Annotated in this window: 13 protein-coding genes and 1 tRNA gene; 9 read left to right on the forward strand and 5 right to left on the reverse strand. The window is 64.0% G+C overall.

Annotated elements, in window-relative coordinates:
- The first annotated feature begins 48 nt into the window (after positions 1–48).
- Both ACQY4S_RS17720 and ACQY4S_RS17725 read left to right on the forward strand, forming a co-directional pair.
- Positions 49–309 (forward strand): hypothetical protein, encoded by a 261-nt coding sequence (locus ACQY4S_RS17720; RefSeq protein ID WP_428486554.1) that lies wholly within the window; start codon positions 49–51, stop codon positions 307–309.
- An 8-nt stretch (positions 310–317) separates the two neighbouring features.
- A complete protein-coding gene (locus ACQY4S_RS17725) occupies positions 318–638 on the forward strand; it encodes a hypothetical protein (RefSeq protein WP_428486555.1) in 321 nt (106 codons plus the stop codon).
- 323 nt (positions 639–961) lie between these two features.
- Here ACQY4S_RS17725 and ACQY4S_RS17730 read toward each other — a convergent pair whose 3' ends face one another.
- Both ACQY4S_RS17730 and ACQY4S_RS17735 read right to left on the reverse strand, forming a co-directional pair.
- A complete protein-coding gene (locus ACQY4S_RS17730; protein WP_428483489.1) occupies positions 962–1,771 on the reverse strand; it encodes an IS5 family transposase in 810 nt (269 codons plus the stop codon).
- A gap of 329 nt (positions 1,772–2,100) precedes the next feature.
- The gene (locus ACQY4S_RS17735) at positions 2,101–4,650 is read right to left on the reverse strand and encodes a beta strand repeat-containing protein (protein ID WP_428486556.1); all 2,550 of its coding nucleotides are present in this window, start codon (positions 4,648–4,650) and stop codon (positions 2,101–2,103) included.
- Between the two features lie 449 nt (positions 4,651–5,099).
- On the opposite strand from ACQY4S_RS17735, the gene ACQY4S_RS17740 reads away from it, so the two are divergent.
- The 3 genes from ACQY4S_RS17740 (at position 5,100) to ACQY4S_RS17750 (ending at position 10,011) form a co-directional block, all read left to right on the forward strand.
- Entirely contained in the window at positions 5,100–8,654 is a 3,555-nt protein-coding gene (locus ACQY4S_RS17740) for an ATP-binding cassette domain-containing protein (protein ID WP_428486557.1), read from the forward strand.
- Positions 8,655–8,736: 82 nt separating this feature from the next.
- Positions 8,737–8,812, forward strand: a tRNA-Ile gene (locus ACQY4S_RS17745).
- Positions 8,813–8,937: 125 nt separating this feature from the next.
- Complete coding sequence (locus ACQY4S_RS17750) at positions 8,938–10,011, forward strand: IS4 family transposase (RefSeq protein WP_428483734.1); 1,074 nt, start codon at positions 8,938–8,940, stop codon at positions 10,009–10,011.
- Between the two features lie 386 nt (positions 10,012–10,397).
- Here the strand turns inward: ACQY4S_RS17750 and ACQY4S_RS17755 are convergent, their stop codons facing one another.
- The 3 genes from ACQY4S_RS17755 to ACQY4S_RS17765 form a co-directional block, all read right to left on the reverse strand.
- The gene (locus tag ACQY4S_RS17755) at positions 10,398–11,717 is read right to left on the reverse strand and encodes a cytochrome P450 (RefSeq protein ID WP_428486558.1); all 1,320 of its coding nucleotides are present in this window, start codon (positions 11,715–11,717) and stop codon (positions 10,398–10,400) included.
- An 87-nt stretch (positions 11,718–11,804) separates the two neighbouring features.
- The gene (locus ACQY4S_RS17760) at positions 11,805–13,058 is read right to left on the reverse strand and encodes an LLM class flavin-dependent oxidoreductase (protein WP_428486559.1); all 1,254 of its coding nucleotides are present in this window, start codon (positions 13,056–13,058) and stop codon (positions 11,805–11,807) included.
- A 101-nt stretch (positions 13,059–13,159) separates the two neighbouring features.
- Positions 13,160–14,293 carry an ISAs1 family transposase gene (locus ACQY4S_RS17765; RefSeq protein WP_428483659.1) on the reverse strand — a complete coding sequence of 378 codons (1,134 nt, stop codon included), beginning with the start codon at positions 14,291–14,293 and terminating at the stop codon, positions 13,160–13,162.
- 695 nt (positions 14,294–14,988) lie between these two features.
- Here ACQY4S_RS17765 and ACQY4S_RS17770 point away from each other — a divergent pair.
- From ACQY4S_RS17770 to ACQY4S_RS17785, 4 genes are all read left to right on the forward strand, one after another.
- Positions 14,989–15,849 (forward strand): LLM class F420-dependent oxidoreductase, encoded by an 861-nt coding sequence (locus ACQY4S_RS17770; RefSeq protein WP_428486560.1) that lies wholly within the window; start codon positions 14,989–14,991, stop codon positions 15,847–15,849.
- Between the two features lie 172 nt (positions 15,850–16,021).
- Complete coding sequence (locus tag ACQY4S_RS17775) at positions 16,022–16,993, forward strand: LysR family transcriptional regulator (RefSeq protein ID WP_428486561.1); 972 nt, start codon at positions 16,022–16,024, stop codon at positions 16,991–16,993.
- Between the two features lie 525 nt (positions 16,994–17,518).
- Positions 17,519–18,676: an efflux RND transporter periplasmic adaptor subunit gene (locus ACQY4S_RS17780; protein WP_428486562.1), complete on the forward strand. Its 1,158-nt coding sequence runs from the start codon at positions 17,519–17,521 to the stop codon at positions 18,674–18,676.
- Positions 18,673–21,840: an efflux RND transporter permease subunit gene (locus tag ACQY4S_RS17785; protein WP_428486563.1), complete on the forward strand. Its 3,168-nt coding sequence runs from the start codon at positions 18,673–18,675 to the stop codon at positions 21,838–21,840. The genes ACQY4S_RS17780 and ACQY4S_RS17785 overlap by 4 nt, the downstream gene beginning before the upstream one ends.
- Positions 21,841–21,973 lie beyond the last annotated feature (133 nt).

Genomic DNA, 21,973 nt, shown 5'->3' on the forward strand with positions numbered 1-21,973 from the left:
AACGCGGTCTCGGCCTCTCAAAGTGGCATTAATGATCTCATCCAGCGTATGAGAGCCCCGAATGACAGAGACGAACATAAAGATAAATTTTCCGCTGCAAGTGAGCGCATACAAGGTTGGGTGTTCAAGCATGTGGGTAGCGGGGTCAACGTTCTTGAGCCTGGGCAGATGGATTCTTTGGTAGAGATGGCCGAAAAGGCGATTGCTGAAGAAGATAAGGAAGTAGACATGATATTCGCGCGGATAGATCGCGAATTGGTTGTCGAAGAGGCTCTTACCCAGAAGCCCCTACGGCGCTACGGCATCTAAATCCCGCGATGGCGTTTAATCCGATTTCCTGGCTGGACACAGCCCGGCGGTTTGACCGGCTGTTTAATTTGGAAGCGGCCCATCGAAAGCTAATCGACCTACAGGCTGACGAAATCCAGGACCTTAAGAACCGGCTCACCAAGCTGGAAGAACACGTCAAAGCGCGCGAGGAAATATTGGTTGCGGAGGCTAAGGGAGCGGCGGCTGCGGTTGCCTCGGCCACCGCTTCCCAACATTTCTCCGACATTTCCCGCCGCTTGGGGGCGATGGAAGAGCGATTGCGCGGAGGCGGGTTTACCAGGTTGCCATCGCCTGATGATGCAGGCTGACTAACGAAGTAGGACCGCGTAATCATGATTGGACATCAGCGATAATAAAACCTTAGTGGTCCGATCCGTAAGAGGGGCACAACCCTGGGCACGCAGGTGCAGCATAAACTAAGTTCAAGCAACGGAACAGCGGAAATCTGCCACCGTTGCAACGGAAGGAAGTGCAACAAAACTCGACTTTACATAACTTGCCCGAACTTTTGCCCCTATTACTCCAATCCTAACGTTTGGTTCCCAAGCGTTAGGTGAATCGGCCCACCAAATCAAAGCCTAGTGGATAAATTCAACGGACCTATACGTTGGATTTTATCCACTAGAGGCTGTTATGAACCTACCGCCAGTGAAGCGACGCGTTTGAGCATGAGGCATACAAATGCAATGAGGTGAAATCCTGCCAGAGTACTGGCATATCGTTCATAATCCCTGACCAGGCGCCGAAAGCGGGTCATCCAAGCGAACGACCGCTCGACCACCCAGCGACGCGGTAGCAAGACAAAACCCTTTTTGGCTTCCGGCAACTTGACCACAACCAGTTCGATACCGTTGGCTTCGGCGGCCGCGGCGGCGTTGGGACCATTGTAGCCCTGATCGGCGAACGCAACCTCGACGTTGTTGTCACTCACGGCCTGCACCGTCCGGGTCAGTCGGCCGACCTCAACCCGCTCGTCGACATCAGCCGCAGTGACGTGCAGTGCCAGCAGACTGCCCAGCGTATCGACCGCCAGATGCAGCTTCGAGCCCTTTTTGCGCTTGGCACCGTCATAGCCCGCACGCTGCCCGCTTTCCGGCGAGGACCGCAGGGTACGGCTGTCGAGAATGACGGCGCTTGGCTCTGCTGAGCGGCCCAAGGCGTGGCGGAGCACCGCCCGCAAATCGTCAACCAGCGCCTCGAAACAGCCCGCTGCCAACCACCGCTGCGCCTGCTGGTAGACCGCTGCCCAGGGCGGCAGGTCATTTGGCATCCAGCGCCATTGCGCGCCGGTCTTGATGATGTATCGCAGGCCGTTGAACACTTCCCGTAGCGGATGGGCCCGTTGTCCGGCATCCTCCGCCAGCAAGGTCAGGTACGGCGCAACCAAAACCCATTCTTCATCAGTTACATCAGACGGGTAGGGCTTGCGGACGGTGCTCATGCCTGCAAACTTGGTGATTACTCCGCCGCAGGTCCATAACAGGCTCTAGCGAGCATAGCCTAAGCGCGCCCATCGTGTGTAAGAGCTAGGTTAGCAATCTAGTATCACTGTCGGGCAGCGAATTGGCGGCACCACCGCGTCCGCCGCTTGTCACACGTTATCTCGGTTTGACAAGATACCTATCTCACTCGGAACATTGCCGCCCAACGGCGAACTCGGCTGCCGTTTTTGGCTGCCATAGCAAGAGCAACTCGATCAGGCGCGGGCTAAACAGTCAACGTTGTCTGGGTTGGTTCGCGGCTAAACCCCGTGACTTCCGGGCAATCCCCTCAGTGGCTGGTGATCGGCAGTGAATGGCCGCCGTCGGTCGCGGTCAGCGTGACCGATCCGTACGGGCCGAAGGCGGGCTCCGGATTGAACGATGCATAGAGGTTGGCCTGGCCGCTGATGTGCAGGTCCGCCACCATCTTGGCGCTGTTGTAGAGAAACAGTTCCCCCGCCGTCGGGCTGGTGTGGTTGAACACCTCGCTCGTTGCATTGGTCTGGAAAAGAATGATCGAGCTGCTGGCGCCGAAATTCGTAATCGGCGCCAGGAAATTCATGCCGGGGTTGGCCACTCCGCCGACGCCACCGCCGATAAAAAGCGTGGCGGCCGAAAGCTGGATTGTTTCACCGCCGCCGGCCGATCCGACCTCCAGATCGCTGCTGGCGGTTCCGCTGACGACGCCAGTACCAGTCAGGCTGCCGACCTGAAGCGTGGCGGCCGAGACCGTCATCGTGCCGTTGTTCGCCAGCGGCCCGTTCGGCAGGCTTGTGGCGCCCAGTTCCTGCACGTTCAGCCGCGCGCCCGCGGCCAACGTGCTGTTGCCGTCGATGATCAATTGGCCATTGCCGTTAAAGTCCTCAACCAGGAGCGACGAACTCGCAAGCTGAACCCCCGTGCTCGTGAGACTTGCCGCACCGGTCGGTATTCTGATTGTCGAGGAACCCGACGAGGCGCTCAGGGCGCCCACACTGAACGTTTCGCCAGCACCGGTGCCGGGTGTGCCGGTCTGGAGATCGAGATTGACGCCCTGCACCGGGTTCACGGTCGTCGGCGCCGCGCTGGTGCTGAACGTCGTTCCGGTATGGACGATCGAAACCCAGTTGTCGCTGCTGTTCTCCTGCCAGACGACGCCGCCCACATAGGCAAGTTCGATGACATTGGCCGTGGCTGGGATGGCGACGCCGTTGAAGGCAACCTTGCCGCCGCTGGTAATCGTCCAGGCGTTGCCGCCGGCGTCGAAGACCGCGCCGGATGACCCGGTCGGATTGGCCGCGACCACGGTGTTGTTCGCGCTGCCGACGATCGGCAGAGCGCCGGCGCTGTCGGTTGCGCTCAATGTAACCGAGCCGTTCGCGGCCGAGGCATAGATGTTGGTCTGGCCGCTGATCAGCAGGTCCGCGACCATCACAGTACCGTTGTAGAGATACAGTTCGCCGGCGGTCGGGCCGCGCCTGACGAAGACCTCGTCCGTCGCCTGGGTTGCATAAAGGGTGATCGCGCTGCCCGCGCCAAAATCCGTGATCGGCGCCAGGAAGGTCATCCCAGCATCGGTCTGCTGCGACGCGCCGCCAATATAAAGTTGGCCGGCTTGAAGCTGGATCGTCTCGCCGGTGTCGGCCGCATCGATGTCCAGCGTGCTGTTGCCGGTTGCGGTGATGACGCCTTGGCCGGTCAACACGCCAACGGTCAGCGTGGAGGCGGAAACCGTCATCGTCCCATTGTTTTCAAGCGGCCCCGGCGGCAGGCCCCCGGTGCCTTTGAGTTGAAACGACAGCGTGGAGTCATCAGCAAGGCCGCTGTTGCCGTCAATGATCAGGGGGCCGTATCCCAACTGGACGAGAGCCGAGAATGCGAGATTGTAGTCCGTCAGTTGCACGCCCGTGGTTGTCACGCCGGCCGCCGCGTATGGCATGGACAGTGCCGTGGATCCCGGCTCCCCGCCGGTCCCCGATGCTGACAACATGCCAAGGTTGAACACCGCCCCGGAACCCGGACTGGCCGCGTTGAAGGCGAGGTTGATATCGACCCCCTGCACGGGGTTCGCGGCACTGCCGTAGGGCGGCGACCATGGACTGGCCGGCGTGGTCTTGCTCCACCATAAGCCGCTGGCGTTCTCCTGCCAGACTTGCCCGTTGACATAGGCCATCTGGGTTACATTGGCGGTGGTCGGATCGGCCGCACCGTTCAGCGTCACCTGACCGGCCGCGATGGACCAGATGTTGCCGCTTGCGTCGGTGAAGGTGCCGACCGTTCCGGCATTGCCCTCGGCGATGACCGTGTTGTTGGGCGAGGCGACCTGATTGGGGATCGGATCGACCGAGGTGCCGTACGGCGGCGACCAGAAACTGGCAGGCGTGGTCTTGCCCCACCACAGGTTGTCGGCGTTCTTTTGCCAGATCGTGCCATTCTCGTAAGCCAGTGCGATGACGCTGCGCGTGGTCGCATCGACAACGCCATTGAGCGCGACCTGGCCGCTAACGATGGACCAGACGTTGCCGCTGGCATCCGTGATCGCTGACAGGCTCGCGCCAACGGCGTTGATCGTGAGCAGCGTGTTGTTGGGTGAGGCAACCTGATTGGGTATCGGATCGACCATGGTGCCGTAAGATGGCGACCAGGAGCCGGACGGCATGGTCTTGCTCCACCAAAGATTAGCGGAATTCTTCTGCCAGATCGTGCCGTTCTCGTAGGCCATTTCAATGACGTTGCCAGTCGTTAAGTCGACGCTGCCGTTAACCGCGACCTGACCATTCAGAATCGACCAGACATTGCCGTTCAGGTCCACGATCTGCTGCGTGGCCAGGCTTATTACTGTGTTATTTGGCGATTGCATGTGCTGCCCCCGTGCGACGCATTCCACCGTTGCTTCATAGGGGTTATTATTTGGCGATAACAGCCGATCTTTATCACGTCGCGGTTACCGTATCGGTTGCAAAAGGCACTTTATTTCGACAAATCCTGCTATAACGGCGCAATGCTAATATTTTAGTATCACCTTCATGGTTAAATTGGCGGCCGAGCGCGAAGATGAGGCACAGACTACCGCTTTTCGCGACAGAGCAAGTTGATTCGGGCACTGTTTCCAAGCTTCGTCCTTGGATGGGTCATGATGACGAACGCGCCGTGGACCAGTGCAGACACACTTGTCGTTTGTCAGTGATGTTCTACTTTGGGTTGAAGTAACATACAAATGCGCAACCTGTTTATGTGTCAATACTTACCCAGTACTTTAAGCGTCATCCGCACCATCGACGCTGAATGGCGCGTCAGGCATCATCGGCCATGCACTTTGACCTCAAGCTCTGGCGCATGACCGCCGGCCTGCGTGGGCGCATTGCCCTCTCCGCCCTGTTCGGCTTGCTCGCCCTGGCGGTTGGCATTGCCCGTTTCGCCTTCCTGGGCCGCTTCCTGGCCGGCGTGTTCCGCAATGACAATGCCGCGCACCTGATCCCGCCATTGCTGGCCGCCGGTGCCGCGATCCTGCTGCGTGCCTGGCTGGACCATCACCGCGGCATGATCGCCCATTGCACCGCCGCGCGCGTGCAGCAGACCCTGCGCGGACGCCTCTATGACAAGATCGTCGCGCTCGGCCCCGCCTGGTTCGGGGCGGAGCGGACTGGCGGCGTGATGCTGTCGATGGTCGATGGGGTGGAGCAGCTTCAGTCGTTCTTCGGCCAGTACCTGCCGCAGGTCACCATCGCGATCTGCGCACCCGTCGCGATTTTCGTGTTCATCGCCTGGTGGGATGTGCCGGTCGCCGCGGTGATGCTGGCGGCTGCGCTGTTCACTCTGCTGCTGCCCGCCACTGTGCACCGCAGAACCGGCCGGGCGTCCCACGCCCGCCAGGCAGCGTTCAAGGCGTTTGGCGAGGAGTTCCTGGACGCGGTGCAGGGATTGCCGACGCTGAAGGCGTTTGGGCAGAGCGCCGCCTATGGCCGGACCCTCGCCGCCCGCGCCCGCGCCCTGTCGGACAGCACGTTCTGGGTGCTGTCGCTGAATGTGGCGACGCGCGGCCTGACCGATCTGGGCACCGCCCTGGGTTCGGCCGCCGCGCTGGCGCTGGGCACCTGGCGGGTCGAGCACGGCGCTATGAGCCTGGAGGCGCTGCTGATTGTGCTGATGGCGGGGACGGAGATCTTCCGGCCGCTGCGCGACCTGCGGACCGTGCTGCACCAGGGGCTGAACGGCCAGGCGGCGGCGAGCGGGATCAATGCCCTGCTGGACACCGATGTCGCCGCGCCGACCGGCACGCAAATCGCCGCGGTGACGTCGGAGATCGCCTTCGACAGCGTCACCTTCGCCTACCCAGGCGGCCGGCGGCCGGCGCACCGCGGCCTGGATTTCCGCATCGGCGCTGGCGAGCGCGTCGGCATCGTGGGGCCGAGCGGCGCGGGTAAATCGACGATTGTTCGGCTGCTGCTGCGCCTGCATGAGCCGAGCGGGGGCGCCATCCGCATCGGCGGCCACAACATCCGGAGCCTGGACCCGGCGCAGGTGCGCGGCATGATCGCCATGGTCGCGCAGGACACCTACCTGTTCCATGGCACGGTCGAGGAGAACCTTCGGCTCGGTGCGCCCGATGCGACGCCCCAGCAGCTGACCGCCGCCGCCATTGCCGCCAATGCGCATGGCTTCATCAGCGCCCTGCCGCAGGGCTACCGGACGATCATCGGTGAACGCGGCACGCAGCTTTCCGGCGGCCAGCGTCAGCGCATCGCGATCGCACGGGCGCTGTTGCGGGATTCACCCATACTCGTGCTGGATGAGGCGTTGTCCTCGGTCGATGCCGAAAACGAAGCGGTCATTCAGCAGGCACTCGATCGGCTGATGGCCGGGCGCACCACGCTGATCCTGGCGCACCGCCTGTCCAGCGTGATCGGCGCCGACCGCATCCTGGTGCTGGACGACGGGGCAGTCGTGCAATCCGGCGCGCACCCCGACCTGATCCGCCAGGACGGCCCCTATCGCGACCTGATGGGACCGCAGTTGGCCGAACGGGACGCCGAAGTGCTGCAGCGGCCCGCGGCGCAACCCGAGGCCGGTTCGGCGGACATGCTCTTCGGCGGTGCGGTGGCCGGCAGCCTGACACAGGACGCCGCCTCGGTCGGCTGGCCCGCCACGATCAAGACCCTGCTGCGGGTGGTACGGCCGTATCGTGGGCAGTTGGCGATCACCGTGCTGTGCGGCATCGGCCGGGTCGTTGCCTTCATCGGCGTCAGCGTCCTGGGAGCCCTGGTGCTGGGGGCGGTGCGCAACCACGCGCCGACCGAGCTTCTGGTCATCGCCCTGCTGGTGATCGCGCCGCTCGCCGGCGTGCTGCACTGGCTGGAGTCCTGGATTGCCCACGCCATGGCGTACGCACTGCTGGCGGAGCTGCGGATCGACCTGTTCCGCAAACTCGATGCGCTGGCGCCGGCTTACCTGCTGCGGCGGCGCTCGGGCGACCTGGTGGCGCTGGCGACGCAGGATGTGGAGACCGTCGAATATTTCTTCGCTCACACCATCGCCCCGGCGATCGTCGCGGTGCTGGTGCCTGGCGTGGTGCTGGCCGCGCTAGGCTGGATCGCCTGGCCGCTGGCCTTGGTGCTGGCGCCGTTCCTGCTGTATGCCGGGGCATCGCCGGTGCGCGGGCGGCAGCGGATCGATGACCTGGGATCAGCCGCGCGCGGGGCGCTTGGAACGATCAGCGCCTATGCCACGGAAACCATCCAGGGACTATCCGAAATCGTGGTGTTTGGCGCCGCGGGACGGCGGCGGGACGGCTTCATGCGGGCGGTCAAGGAGTACCAGGGCCTGCGGCTGGCGCTGCTGGCCGATCTGTCGTTCCAGTCGAGCGCGTTGGACGTGGCGACCAGCCTGGGCAGTCTCGCGGTCGCCGCGCTGGGGGCGGTGCTGGTGACGCACGGCCTGTTGGCGGCCACCGCGCTGCCGCTGGTGACGCTGATTTCGGTTGCGGCGTTCCTGCCGGTTTCCGAAATCGCGCAGGTCGGGCGGCAGTTGGCCGATACCATCGCCTCGACCCGGCGGCTGGCGGCGGTGCATGCCGAACCGGTGGTCATCATTGATGGGCCGGATCAGCCGGCGGCGCCGTTGGGCGGTGCGGCCGTGCGGTTTGATGACGTTGGGTTCACTTATTCGGGACGCTCGGTGCCAGCCGTGTCGAACCTGTCGTTTGTTGTGCCAGCGGGGGCGACAGTCGCGCTGGTGGGCCCATCGGGCGCCGGCAAGACGACAGTGGCGAACCTGCTGCTGCGGTTCTGGGACCCCTCGACCGGATCGATCTGCCTGGACGGCATGGACCTGCGGTCGCTGACCCTGGATGGACTGCGCGGACGTATCGCGCTGGTGGCGCAGGACACCTATCTGTTCAACGATACGCTGGAGGCGAACGTGCGTCTGGCGCGTCCCGACGCGACGGCGGAACAGGTCGGGCTGGCTCTGTCGCGCGCTTCGCTGGCCAGCTTCGTGGCCGGCCTGCCGGAAGGGCTGGCAACCCGGGTGGGCGAGCGCGGCGTCGCACTGTCGGGCGGTCAGCGGCAGCGTATCGCCATCGCACGGGCCTTCCTGAAGGACGCGCCGCTGCTGATCCTGGATGAGGCGACCTCGCACCTGGACACGATCAGCGAGCAGGCGGTGCGGGCAGCGCTGGACGCGCTGATGGCGGATCGGACGACCATCGTCGTGGCCCACCGGCTGTCGACCATCCGCGCCGCTGACCTGATCCTGGTGCTGCAAGCCGGCACGGTGATCGAAGCCGGCACCCACACGTCCCTTCTGGCGCTTGGTGGCGTCTACTCTCGGTTGGTGGAGCACCAGATGGCGGGCGTTGCAGCCTGATCACGGCAGCTTGAAGATCATATGGGTCCAGTAACGGACTTGTCGGTTTCGGTTGTGCGGTTATTTCTGTCACTCTGCGTGTGGGCTGGTAGCTCAGCGCCAGAGCACACGCTTGATAAGCGTGAGGTCGGACGGTTCAATTCCTCCCCGGCCCACCATTGAAGACTACTTTCGCCTGCGCACCGGACCTCCAGCGCCGAGGGTAGAAAGCAAGGCGAGGGCTCCGCCCCATAAGCGCTAGGATAGGATTGACACGGCACGTTTTGGCGTGATTCCGGGGCAGATGCAAACCGCATTGTTTCATCTGGATCATTGGCCAAGCGTCGTCGGCCACGTCTCTTCGCTGATTGATCTGGAGGTCAGCGCCCGGACGCACAAAGCCCTGGTGCGCAAACGTGGCGTGCGCAGCGCGGCCGACCTGCTGCATCTGGCTCTCCTCTACGGCCCCGGCAGGCTATCGCTGCGTGCGGTCGCCAGCCATGCCACCGAAGCCGGGATTGCCGATCTCTGTGACGTCTCGCTGCTGGATCGATTGCGCAATTCGGGTGATTTCCTGGCTGATGTGCTGGACCGGCTGCTGGCGGATCGTCGCGGCGACACGCCAATGGAGGGGCGCCTGCAACTCAACCTGGTGGATGGCTCCACGGTCTCGATCCCGGGCAGTAAAGGCAGTGACTGGCGGCTTCACGCGCGCTATGAACCGGCGCGCGGCTGTTTTACCGATCTTGCGATGACCAAGGCCGCCACGGCCGAAGCGCTCAGTTGCGTGGCGGTGCGGCCCGGTGATGTTCTGGTGCAGGATCGTGGCTATGCGCGGGTGCGCAACTTTGCCCATGCCCACGCCAACCAGGCGGACTTCATCACCCGGATCGGCTGGCGCTCGGTGAACGTGTTCGATGCGTCGCGGCAGGCCTTTGATCTGGTCGCGGCGCTGTCCGACAACGGCCCGTCGGTGGTGGAACACGCCGTGTCAATCGGCGCCGGCCGCGCCCCGGTGCGCGCGCGCCTGATCATCGCGCGCAAGCCGCCCGAGGCGACCGAGCGCCAGCACAAGAGGCTGCACCGCAAGGCCAGTCGCAAGGGCCACAAGACCGATCCGCGCACCCTGAGGGCGGCTGGATACATGATGCTGCTGACCTCGCTGTCGCCAGAACAGGCGACAGCGGCGGAGGTCGTGCGGCTCTACCGCATGCGCTGGCAGGTGGAACTCGCGTTCAAACGACTGAAAAGCCTGGGCGGCTTTGCGGCGTTGCAAGCAAGCGATCCCAAGCTCGCGCGCAGTTGGCTGCTCGCTCATCTCATCGCCGCCGTGCTGATCGAGACTTCGCTGGGCGAGGATCTCGGCTTTCCCCCCTGAGCCAACATCTGGCCGTGCAACCCGTCACGCCAGCCTTTGGCGGGTTTGGCAATCCAACCACCGCCGTCTGCAAGTGGCTCTGTTCGCACAACCCCGAAGACGCCGCAGCCTGGCGACCCGCAGAACGGCACGCAGGCGGCTGGCCGAGCCGCCCAGAAAGCGCCGCTGCCAAGACAAAGACGCTAAAAATGCCTTATCCTAGCGCTTATGGGGCTCCGCCCCTCGACCCCGCCAAAGGCTGACGCCCTTGGAACCCATTTAGGGGTTTGGGGGAGAGGGGGCGACTCGGGGTTATCAACGCCTCAGTCGCCCCCTCTCCCCCAAACCCCTGGACGGGGATCAAAGGGGCATCCGCCCCTTTGCGGGTCCAGGGCAGCGCCCTGGCCTTACTTTCTCCGCTCAGTCCGCGCCGTCAGCCGGACCAAGGCCGGGTGATCCGGCTGGGTGGTCACGATGGCGACGGGCAGGATCGGGCGGCTGTCTTCGCGCGCCACGTCGAACCGGCGGATCAGCGCGGCGAGGACCAGCACCGCCTCGGTCATGGCGAATTGCGCGCCGACGCAGACCCTTGGGCCGGCGCCGAACGGCATGAAGGCGAAGCGTGGCGGCGGCGGCGCATCGGGCAGGAAGCGGGATGGATCGAAGACATCCGGATCGCGCCACAGCGCGTGGTGGCGATGCAGCACCCAGGGTGCGATCAAGACCAACGTGCCGGCTGGCAAATCGACCTCACCCGCGCGGTCGGCCGTGATGGCCTGCCTCGCCATGGTGAAGGCAGGCGGAAACAGGCGCAGGGTCTCGTTGATCGCGGCGCGGGTGCGGACCAGGCTGGCGACAACGGCATGGGCGGTGTCAGACTTGATCGTGACGCCGGCGGCTTCCTCCGCCACACGCGTCTGTTCCTCCGGCGCCTGGGCCAGCATGATCAGCGCCCAGAACAGCGTGACCGCGGTGGTTTCGTGACCGGCCAGGATCAGCGTCGCGACCTGGTCGCGAAGCTGCTCCGGGGAGAAGCCCGCACCCGTGTCAGGATCGCGCGCCGAACGAAGCAGGTCGAACAGATCGCGCGGCGTGTCGGGCATCGGCATGCGCGAACGCGCCGCGATCATGGTTTCGACCAGTCCCATCCACCGTTTCTTGAAACCCGCTCGGCCCAGATCACGCAAGGTCGGCAAACGCGGCGGCAGCACCATGTCGAGCAGATGCGGCCGTGCAAAGCGTTGCGAGTACTCGGTGATCAGCCGCCGCATCGCAATGCCATATTGTTGCATTTCCAACGAAAACATCGACCGGCCGGCGATGTCCAGGGCCAGGAACTGCATCGTCGCCAGCAGGTCGATAGGCGTGTCGGTCGGAAGGCGGTTCAGCAGGTCATCGGTGGCGGTGACGACATGGCCGGCGAGCATCGGCATCACCCGCGGCGCCAGCGCCGGTGCTATGGTGCGTCGTTGCAACTTCCAGTCATCGCCCTCACTGAGCAGCAGCCCCTTGCCGGTAATCGGCCGCAGGATGCGGATCGTCGCGGGCGTGCGGCGGTAGTTGCCGGGATTGCCGACCAGCACGTGGTGGATCGCCTCCGGTGCATTCAGCAGGACGGTCGTCCGACCGAGAAAGGTGCGTACGCTGGTGTCCTGTTCATAGGCGGCACGCGGCCATATCGTCAGCGGATTGGTCCGCACCGCGCGCAGGAAGCCGAACAAAGACAAGGCCACCTCGCGCGGCGACGGAACGGGCGGGCGGAGCCGGCAGCGTGCGACGCTGTCCAAGCTACACCTGCCCCGGCACGGGCGCGCCTACTCGGCGGCCCGCAGTGCCGGCATGTAGGCCGGAACATCCGCCCGCTGCGCCGGCTCCATCGGCTTCGGCCACCACCAATGCTCCCATTCGGCATAAAACTTCTTCAGCGTCGGCATGACCTTGTCGGCGAACAGCTTGGTGTTGTAGCGGGTCAGGTCCTTGTTCATGTTGCCGAACTGCATCAGCAGCATTAGGTTGCCGACATTAAGGTTCTCGGCCAGTTCGACGATCTGCTCGGTGACCTGGCTCGGCGTGCCGATAACGATGTAGCCGGCGTCGACCAGGTCCTTCATCTCGGTCGGGCGAGCGACGGAGCGCAGGGCGGCGGCGCTGACCTGGCTGGCCAGCCCAGCGCGCTGCGTCGCCTCGGTGGAGTAGCCGGGTGGCGCCGCGAAGCGCGGATCGATGTGCAGGCAGCGGCCGAAGAAGTATTCCGCCGCATCGGTGTACATCTCCAGCGCCTGATCGCGGCTTTCGGCGACCGCGACGGTTTGCGCGAAGCCGGCGCGGTAGGGGTTACGGTCCTTGCCGAGCCGGTCCATCTCCGCCCAGAAGCCGTCCATGGTGACCTGGCCGGCCTTGTGACCGTAGTAGGACAGGTAGCAATAGACGTAATCCATCTCGGCGCACCACTGCCAGGTCTCGATCGAGCCGCCGCCGGGGATCCAGATCGGCGGATGCGGCTGCTGGATCGGCCGCGGCCAGATGTTGACGTAGCGCTGCTGGTTGTAGCGGCCGTTGAAGGCGAATGTTTCTTTTTCGCTCCAGGCTTTCATCACCAGATCGTGCGCTTCCAGGTAACGGTCACGCAACTGGCTGGGGTTTTGGCCGTAGGCGAAACAATCATCCATCGGCGTGCCAACCGGGAAGCCGGCGATCAGCCGCCCGCCGGAGATCACGTCGATCATCGCGAATTCTTCCGCCACGCGCGTTGGCGGGTTGTACAGCGCGAGCGAATTGCCCATGACGCAGATCGTCGTGTCGGTGGTGCGACGCGCCAAGGACGAGGCAATCAGGTTGGGCGATGGCATGAGGCCGTAGCCGTTGGAATGATGCTCGTTGACGCAGATCGCGTCGTAGCCGCAGTCGGCGGCGTACTCGAGCTCGTCCATGAAGTCGTTGTACATCAGATGCGCGCGCTTCGGGTCGAACAGCGACGAGTGGATGTCGACCCAGACGGAGGGATGCTTCTGCTTGAAGTCCTCCGGCAGCTCGGTATACGGCATCAGGTGGAACCACATCAGTTTCATGGCGCGTCTTCCAATTCCTGTCAGGTCATCGATCAGTAGCCTGACCGGGGTGAGGCGGCAACCGGCGCGCTGTCCTCGAGCAGGGGAATCGCTTGAGTGTCTCATGCGATGCGCCGGATGACGTTTTCCAGATAATCCTGATTCCAGCCGGCCTTTTTACGGCGGTTCTTAAAGCTGGTGACGGGTTTCGCCTGGTTCAGTAAATTCATGGCAGTATGTTTCACGACCGCCATGTTGGCAGGGCCATGAGCGGTGCGCAGGCGCGCCAAATCGTCGTGGAATACCACATCCAGCACCCAGTGCAGCCGGTTCTCAATGCCCCAGTGGCTCCGCACGACCCTGGCGAGGGTCTCGGCACTGAGTTTGGTTGAGCACAGGTAGTATCGGGTTTCTGTCTGGATAACGCCGCCCCGCTCGGTTTCGCTTTCGATCATGCCGATGGCGGTCAGGCCAGGGAATGCAAATTCGCCCGGATGACGCCGCTCGGCGAACAGCCAGTTGATGTCGTGGCAGATCGTATGGCGGCGGGTTTCGATCCGGCCATGGTCGCCATCGACGGTCTCGAAGCTTTGCAGCGTCAGCGTTGGTGGTGGATCGGCAAAGACGGTTTCCACTTCGGCATAGGTCGCTGGCCAGTTCTCCTTCAAGGCCAGCACGTAATCGCCACCACCCTCGATGATCGTCTGGGCAATCTCCTTCTGCGTGCCCATGGCATCGATGGTCACCAACGCGCCGGCCAGTTCCAGACGACGCAGCAGCACAGGAATGGCGGTGATCTCATTGGATTTCGCCGACACCGCCTCTTGTCCAAGGACCAATCGCTGACGCGTCGCCCAGGCGGACACCGTATGCAGCGGCAGACGCCCTTTGCCGCGGGCATGGCTGCGACGCGAGGTCTTGCCATCGATCGCGATAATCTCGGGCGTGTCAGTCCGCAACCCGTCTACCCAGGTCAGGAAACATGTCTTGAACAGCTCAGGATCAATCGCCGCGATCACGTCGCACAATGTGTCGTGGCTCGGGATGCCGTGCTTGAACGGCAGAAAACGGCGGAGGAAGCCCTGGCGTTCGCTGCCCCACAGGCTGATTTCGACAAAGTCGTCCGCACCGGCGATGGTCCCGCAGAGCATCAGCAACAGGATTTCCGGTAGAGGATATAGCACCTTCGTCGCTTGGCGCGGGTCCCGGAGGGCCGCGAAGTGGGACAAGAAGCAGGGCTGGCTTGGCATGGACATAGAGACCTCCTGATGAGAGGCTTCCTATGAATCCGATTCTAGCCCGCACGGGAATCCCTCAACCACTCAAGCGATCGCCCTGTGTCCTCGGGTTCGGCCGCGGGTTTGGCTGGTGCCGGTTTAAGCGCGGGTTTCGGAATGGGACGCGGCTCAACCGGGCCGCTGATGACGTCGAAGTCGAAACTGCTGCGCTGCATGGGAACCTCCTGTTGATGCGGACCGGAGGGCCTTCCCTTGTGCGGTTTGTGTTTCCAAGGCAGGGCAAAAACACGAAAGCCGCCAGCAAGGGGCGGCTTTGGGGTCCTGCTATGAATGCACGATCCTAGGCCGCTGGTGGATACCAGCGGTACCAAAATCGCGAGGCGGGCAATGATGCGGCCATGCCGATCTTATGCAAGCGCGTGGCGCGGAATGCAAGCCACCTGTGACCCGCCGGCCGAGCTGCGACTTTCCAATGTTCGAGAGGGTTTCGCCTGAGCTGAAATCGGGCGGTGACCAATGATCCGATCGACGCAGCGCCTGGGCGCTTCGCGTGATTGACATCCTATCAGGAAAAACCTTGTTCAGCCTTTCTGAGGGGGGGCGCTGCCCGAGCTTCCTTGAAATGGCGCATCAGTGCCTAGCCAAACAAGCGGCCCAGGGGGTGGAGCCAGATTGCATTCCGGTGCAGCATGTCCGAACAGGAGGAACCCATCATGCTGAAATCTGGCGTATCCATGTTCTTCACCGACTACTCCATGGCCCCGGGCGAACTCGGCCAGGCGTTGGAGCAGCGAGGATTCGAGTCCGTCTGGGCTCCGGAACACTCCCACATACCGCTCAGCCGCAAGTCGCCGTTCCCCGGTGGCGGCGATCTGCCAAAGAGGTACTACGATGCCATGGATCCGTTCGTGACCCTGACGGCGGCGGCGGCGGCGACCAAGACGCTGATGGTCGGCACCGGCGTCTGCCTGGTGGCGCAGCGCGACCCGATCCAGACGGCCAAGCTGGTCGCCTCCATCGACCAGGTCTCCGGCGGACGGTTCCTGTTCGGTATCGGCAACAGTTGGAACCAGGACGAGCTGGAAGACCACGGGATCAAGTTTGCCGACCGCCACAAGGCGGCGCGGGAACGGGTCGAGGCGATGAAGGCAATCTGGACCAAGCCCAAGGCCGAGTATCACGGTGAATTTGTCAATTTCGATCCGATGATGACCTGGCCGAAGCCGGTGCAAAAGCCGCATCCGCCGGTGATCGTCGGCGGCGCCTTCCCGTACTCCGCCCGTCGCGCCATCCGTTACGGCGAGGGCTGGATTCCGCAGGCGGCGCGCGGCGGCTACGGGGAGATCGCTGACCTGATCCCGGAATTTCGCAAGATGGCCACCGAGGCCGGGCGCGACCCGGCGGAGATCGCCATCACCGTATGGGCTCCCCGCCGCGAGCTGGACCTGATGAAGCGCTACGCCGACCTCGGCGTTGAACGGGTCGTGTTCAATGTAGACTCCGAGGCGGCTGACAAGGCGCTGCCAGTGATCGACGAGATCGCCGCGTTCATGCAAAAGGCGAATGCGGGCTGACAGTGCGCTGGTTTGGAGCAACCGATTAGCGTTCGCGCACTGGAAAATGCCTCGTTTATCCCGACGTGCCACCCTGCCACGGTCATGGCCGGCACAGACCAACTATCCCGGACTTGCAGTGCTGGTCTCGACAAAGGCGTGGACAGCGAGGCCTGCCCCCATGCTGTGACGCTTGTCACGGCGGTTTGGCGTTGCCGCGGGCAGGCGGGAGACAGACTGCAATGAGCCGTTGAGCAACTGGCAGGGCCTCGACCTCAACCTGCTAGCGGTGTTCGACGCCGTCATGCAGGACCGCAGCCTGACGCGGGCCGGCAAGCGCCTGGGCCTCAGCCAGCCGGCGGTCAGTCATGCGCTCGCGCGGCTGCGTCACACGCTTGCGGACGAGTTGCTTGTCCGAGGCGCGGACGGCATGGTCCCGACCCCGCGCGCAGAGCAGCTTGCCGGGCCAATACGGGAGGCATTGGCGGGCCTGCGGATGGCGCTCGAGCCTCAGGCCGTCCAACCAGCGGATATGGCGGGATCATTCACCATCGCGGTGAATGGCTACACGGCGGCTGCCCTGACAAACCGGATCGTGGACGCAATCTGGGCAGAGGCACCGCAGCTCGGACTGACGGTGGTGCCGAGCGGCACGCGCAACATTCAAGACCAACTCGACGCCGGGCTGATCGACCTCGCACTAGCTGGATTGTTGGAGGGCGGCGATCGCTTCAAATGCAGCCGCGTGCTGACGGATCATTACGTGGTCGTCATGCGCCGCGAACACCCCGCGGCATCAGCCGCGTTGTCGCTGGAGGATCTGGCGGGGCTGCGTCACCTGACGCTTACATCCACCGGTGACAGCACAAGCTTTCTGGACGAGGCGCTGGAGGCTGCTGGCCTGAGGCGTCGTGTGGCACTCAACCTGCCGTTCCTGGCTGCGCCAGAGGCATTGGCGGGATCGGATCTGGTTGCCATCCTGCCCGCGCGGGTCGCCGCCCGGTTGCGGCGGAATTGGCCATTGGTTGACCGCCCGCTGCCCTGCTCCGCGCCCCCGGTTGATCTCTCGATGTCCTGGCACCGCCGGATGGACGGGCAGGGCGAGCATCAATGGATGCGATCAGCGGTGCGGCGTTGCCTTGCCTCGATCGCGCAAGAGAGCTGACGCGGCTAGCCCATTCGTCCGGTGCATACCCTGGTGCAGTCAATCGATGCGACTGGGCGGTACCCACGGCGTAGCTTGATAGCCGAAACCTTGAAGGTGTTGTCATGCGCGCAGTGAAAATTGTCATGGGTCTCGCGGTCATCACCGCGGCCGGACTTGGATCGGATTTGTTTCTGGCCGCCGCCTCGATATCAGTTGCACAAGCGGCTCCGCCCGTACCCGCCGTGCTGGCGCAGGTGGAGCAGGGCAGCGGGCCCATCACCCCCAGCGACCTTGGGACGGTAGAGGCACTCAACTCGGCAGTGGTCCCCTTGCAGGTGACCGGGGTCGCGCAGCGGAGTTTGCCAGCCCGACTCCCGGGGTTACCACCCATCTTGTCACCATCGCCACTGTTTGGCGCCGCATCGATGGATGGAAAGACCGGGTCCTGAGATCCATTCGTCCGGTGCATATCGCAGTGACATCAATCGATGGGACTGGGCCAGCGTCACGATGTAGCGTGACAACCTGCTTTGAAAGTTCGTCATGCGCGCAGCCAAGATTGCCATAGGGGTCGCGCTCATTGCCGCGGCCGGGTTTGGATTGGATAGGGTCCTGGCACCCGCACCGATACCGGTCGCACAAGCGGCTCCGCCCGTCCCTGTCGTGTTGGCGCGGGTGGAGCAGGGCGACGTGCCGATCATTCTCAGCGGCCTCGGGACGGTACAGGCGCTGAACTCAGCGGTGATCCGGTCGCAGGTGACCGGGCTGCTGCAGAGTGTGGATTTCGTCGAGGGCCAGCAAGTCAAGCGTGGCGACCGCCTTGCGCAGATCGACCCGCGGCAGGAGCAAGCCAGGCTGGATCAGGCCCAGGCGCAACTCGCGCGCGACCAGACGCAGGTCGCCAACATACAGGTCAATCTGGCGCGAAACGTGCCACTCCTGAGCAAGGGGTTCGCTACGGACCAGCAGGTGACGGACCAGCGGTCGCAGGTTGTCCAGATGCAGAACGCCGTGAAGTTGGATCAGGCGGTCGTCGAAGATGCGCAAACGCAGCTCGGCTATACCTCGCTGACCGCGCCGTTTGACGGTGTGACCGGCGTCCGCGCCCTGGACGTCGGCAACATCATCCATCCGACGGATGCGTCCGGCCTGGTGACGGTGACGCAGGTGCAGCCGATCGCCGTGCTGTTCACCTTGCCGGCCAGCGCCATCACACCCGTGCAGGAGGCTTTGGAGGACGGCGCCGTGAAGGCCGTGGCCTATGACCAGACCGGGACCAGGCAGCTCGACACCGGCATGTTGCTGCTCATCAATAACGAGGCCAACCCGACGACCGGCACCGTGCAGCTCAAGGCGCTGTTTCCCAATCCCAAGCGCTTGCTGTGGCCCGGAACATTCGTGAACATCGATCTGATCGTCCGCATCGTTCCGAATGGTCTGACGGTTCCGACCGATGCCGTGCAACAGGGGGCGGCCGGTCCGTTCGCGTTCGTGCTCGGTCCGGACAACAAGGTCGCGGCGCATCAGGTTCAAGTGGCCCAGCGCGAGCGCGGCAGGGCTCTGATCAGTCAGGGTCTGCAAGCGGGCCAGTCGGTCGTGGAACAGGGCCAGTATCGCCTGGTCGATGGCACGGTGGTGGTGTCGTCCAAGCCGGACCAGGTCGCCAATGCGTCGGCGGCGACGTCTGGGTTGCTGCCATGAGCCTCTCCTCCGGCTTCATCCGCAGGCCGATCGCGACATCGCTCCTGATGGTGGCGATCGTCTCGCTGGGCGTGCTCGGCTACCTGAAACTCCCGGTAGCGGCGTTGCCCAGCGTTGACTTCCCGACCATCCAGGTCACCGCGCAGTTGCCCGGCGCGGACCCGCAAACCACGGCCGCGACAGTTGCGACGCCGCTGGAGCGGCAGTTCGGCGAAATCGCCGGCATCTCGCAGATGACGTCCAGCAGCGGCACTGGATTCACCCAGATCACGCTTCAGTTCGACCGCAGCCGGACTATCGACTCCGCCGCGTCCGACGTGCAGGCGGCGATCAACGCAGCCGCCGGACAATTGCCGGCTGCGTTGCTCAACCCGCCGATCTACCGCAAGACTAATCCGGCGGACCAGCCGATCCTGCTGATCTCGCTCTCGTCCGACACGCTGCCGATCACCACCGTCAGCGACTACGCCAACTCCATCCTGGCGCAGAAGATTTCCCAGGTGCCCGGCGTCGGGCTGGTTGGCATCGGCGGGCTGCAGAGCCCGTCGATACGCATCCAGGTTAATCCCGCGCAGCTTGCGGCAGCGAACCTGGATATCGACGAGGTTCGCGCCGCGCTGGTGAATGCAACCGTCGATCAGCCGAAGGGCCAATTGTATGGCGCCGAACAGACCTTCTCGCTGCAGACCAACGATCAACTGAAAAGCGCGGCGGGTTTCGCCGACACCATCGTTGCCTACCGCGCTGGCGCGCCGGTCCGGGTGCGCGACATCGGCCAAGCCATCAATGCGCCGGACGACCGGACACTCGGCGGCTGGTTGAACGGCAAACCCGCCGTGCTGCTCGCCGTCCAGCGCCAGCCCGGCGCCAACGTCATCGCGACGGTCGCCGCCATCCGCAAATCCCTGCCGCAGTTGCAGGCGTCCGTACCACCCGCGCTGAAGGTGCAGGTGGTAGCCGACCGCACCCAGACGATCCAGGCAAGCGTCTCGGACGTGCAGTTCACCCTGATGCTGACGATCGCCCTCGTCGTGGCGGTGATCGCGATCTTCCTGCGCAAGTTCTGGGCGACGGTCATTCCCGCCATCTCCGTGCCAATCTCGCTGATCGGCACCTTCGCGATCATGTACGTGCTGAACTACAGCCTGGACAACCTGTCGCTGATGGCGCTGACCATCGCGGTCGGCTTCGTCGTGGACGACGCCATCGTGATGATCGAGAACATCGTCCGCCACCTGGAGGCAGGCGCCACGCCGCTGCAGGCCGCGTTGCAGGGCGCGGCGGAAATCGGCTTCACCATCCTCTCCATCTCCATCTCGTTGATCGCGGTGTTCATTCCGCTGTTCCTGCTGAGCGGCGTGGTTGGCCTGCTGTTCCGGGAGTTCGCGGTGACGGTCGCGGTGTCGATCCTGGTCTCCGTCCTCGTGTCCCTGACATTAACGCCGATGATGTGCGCCTACCTGTTGAAGTCCGGACATGATGCCAAGCCGGGTTACCTGTCGCGCCTGCTGGAACGCGGGCTGGACGGGTTGGTCGCCGCCTATGACCGAGCCCTGATCGTGGCGTTGCGGCATCGGCGGATCACGCTGGCGGTCATGATCCTGACTGTCGCCGCGACGATGCAGTTGTTCATTGTCATCCCGAAGGGGTTCTTCCCGCAGCAGGACACCGGCCTGATCGTCGGCATCAGCGAGGCGGCGCAGGATGTCTCCCCCGCTGACATGAAGCTGCGCCAGCAAGCGCTGGTGGAACTTGCCAGCCGTGACCCGGCGGTGGCGTCCGCCGTCGGCTACATCGGCGCCGGCGGCCCGACCGTAACGGAGAATGACGGCCGGGTGTTCATCACGCTCAAGCCGCGGAACCAGCGCAACGTCACCGCCGACCAGGTGATCGCACGGCTGTCCCAGACGCTGCAGCAAGTGCAGGGGATGACGCTCTACATGCAGTCCGCGCAGGACATCACGATCGGCAGCCGCCTGTCCAAGACGCAGTACCAGTACACGATGACAGACGTGGACGCCCAGGAGCTGGCACTCTACGCGCCCAAACTGCTGCGGAAGCTGCAGGCGCTGCCGGAGGTGACCGCCGCGGCGAGCGACCAGCAATCGTCCAGGCAGACGCTGATGGTCGAGATCGATCGCTCCACCGCGTCCCGCTTCGGGATCGATCCGGCGAGGGTGGACACGACATTGTATGACGCCTTCGGCCAGCGCCACATCGCCAAGATCTACACGCGGCTGAACCAATACTACGCGATCCTGGAGGTGAACCCGCGTTATCAGCTCGGCCCGGATGCGCTGCGGCGGATCTACGTCCGTTCGCAGACCGGCACGGAAGTGCCGCTGAGCCAGATTGCCTCGTTCAAGACGACGATCGCGCCGTTGGCGGTGAACCATCAGGGACAGTTTCCGTCCGTCACGCTCAGCTTCAACCTCAGTCCCGGCGTGTCGATTGGCGCGGCGGTCACCGCGATCCAGAAAGCCGCGGCCAGCCTGCATCTGCCGGCGTCCATGGCGACCGGCTTCCAAGGCAGCGCGCAGGCGTTCCAAAGCTCGCTCAGCAGCACGCCGATCCTCATTCTTGCAGCCTTGTTCGCGGTCTACCTGATCCTGGGCATGCTTTACGAGAGCATGATCCATCCGCTAACGATCCTGTCCACGCTGCCGGCCGCCGGGTTGGGCGCCTTGGCGACGCTGATGCTGTTCGGGATGAACCTCGACGTGATCGGCATTATCGGCATCATCCTGCTGATTGGCATCGTCAAGAAGAACGGCATCATGCTGGTTGACTTCGCGATCCACGCCGAACGGGAACGCGGCCTGTCCAGCGAGGACGCCATTCACGAGGCCTGCCTGCTCCGGTTTCGGCCCATCCTCATGACGACGCTGTGCGCCATGCTGGCTGGCGTGCCGCTGGCGCTCGGCACCGGAACCGGCTCGGAGCTGCGGCAGCCGCTCGGCTACGCCATGGTGGGGGGATTGCTGGTGTCGCAGGTGTTGACGCTGTTCACCACGCCGGTGGTGTACATCTACATGGACAAACTGAGCCACATGCTGCGCCGGTCGCACCCGGTCGTGGGGGCGCCCGGCGAACCCGGGCAAACGCCGTCGCCTGACCCGCTCAGGGGCCATCCAAGCAAACAACGATCGTTGGAGACGGTATGATCATGCGCTTCGGGCGGCTGGGTGTCACCGCTATCATGCTGACGAGCGCGGCGATCATTGCCGTGGCCATCCCCGCCGAACCAGGAAAACCATCGTCCCTGGAGGAGCCCGGTTCACCGGCCCGTCATCGGCG

It is taken from the genome of Rhodopila sp. (genome assembly GCF_965276935.1).
In the GTDB taxonomy this organism is placed as follows: Bacteria; Pseudomonadota; Alphaproteobacteria; order Acetobacterales; family Acetobacteraceae; genus Rhodopila.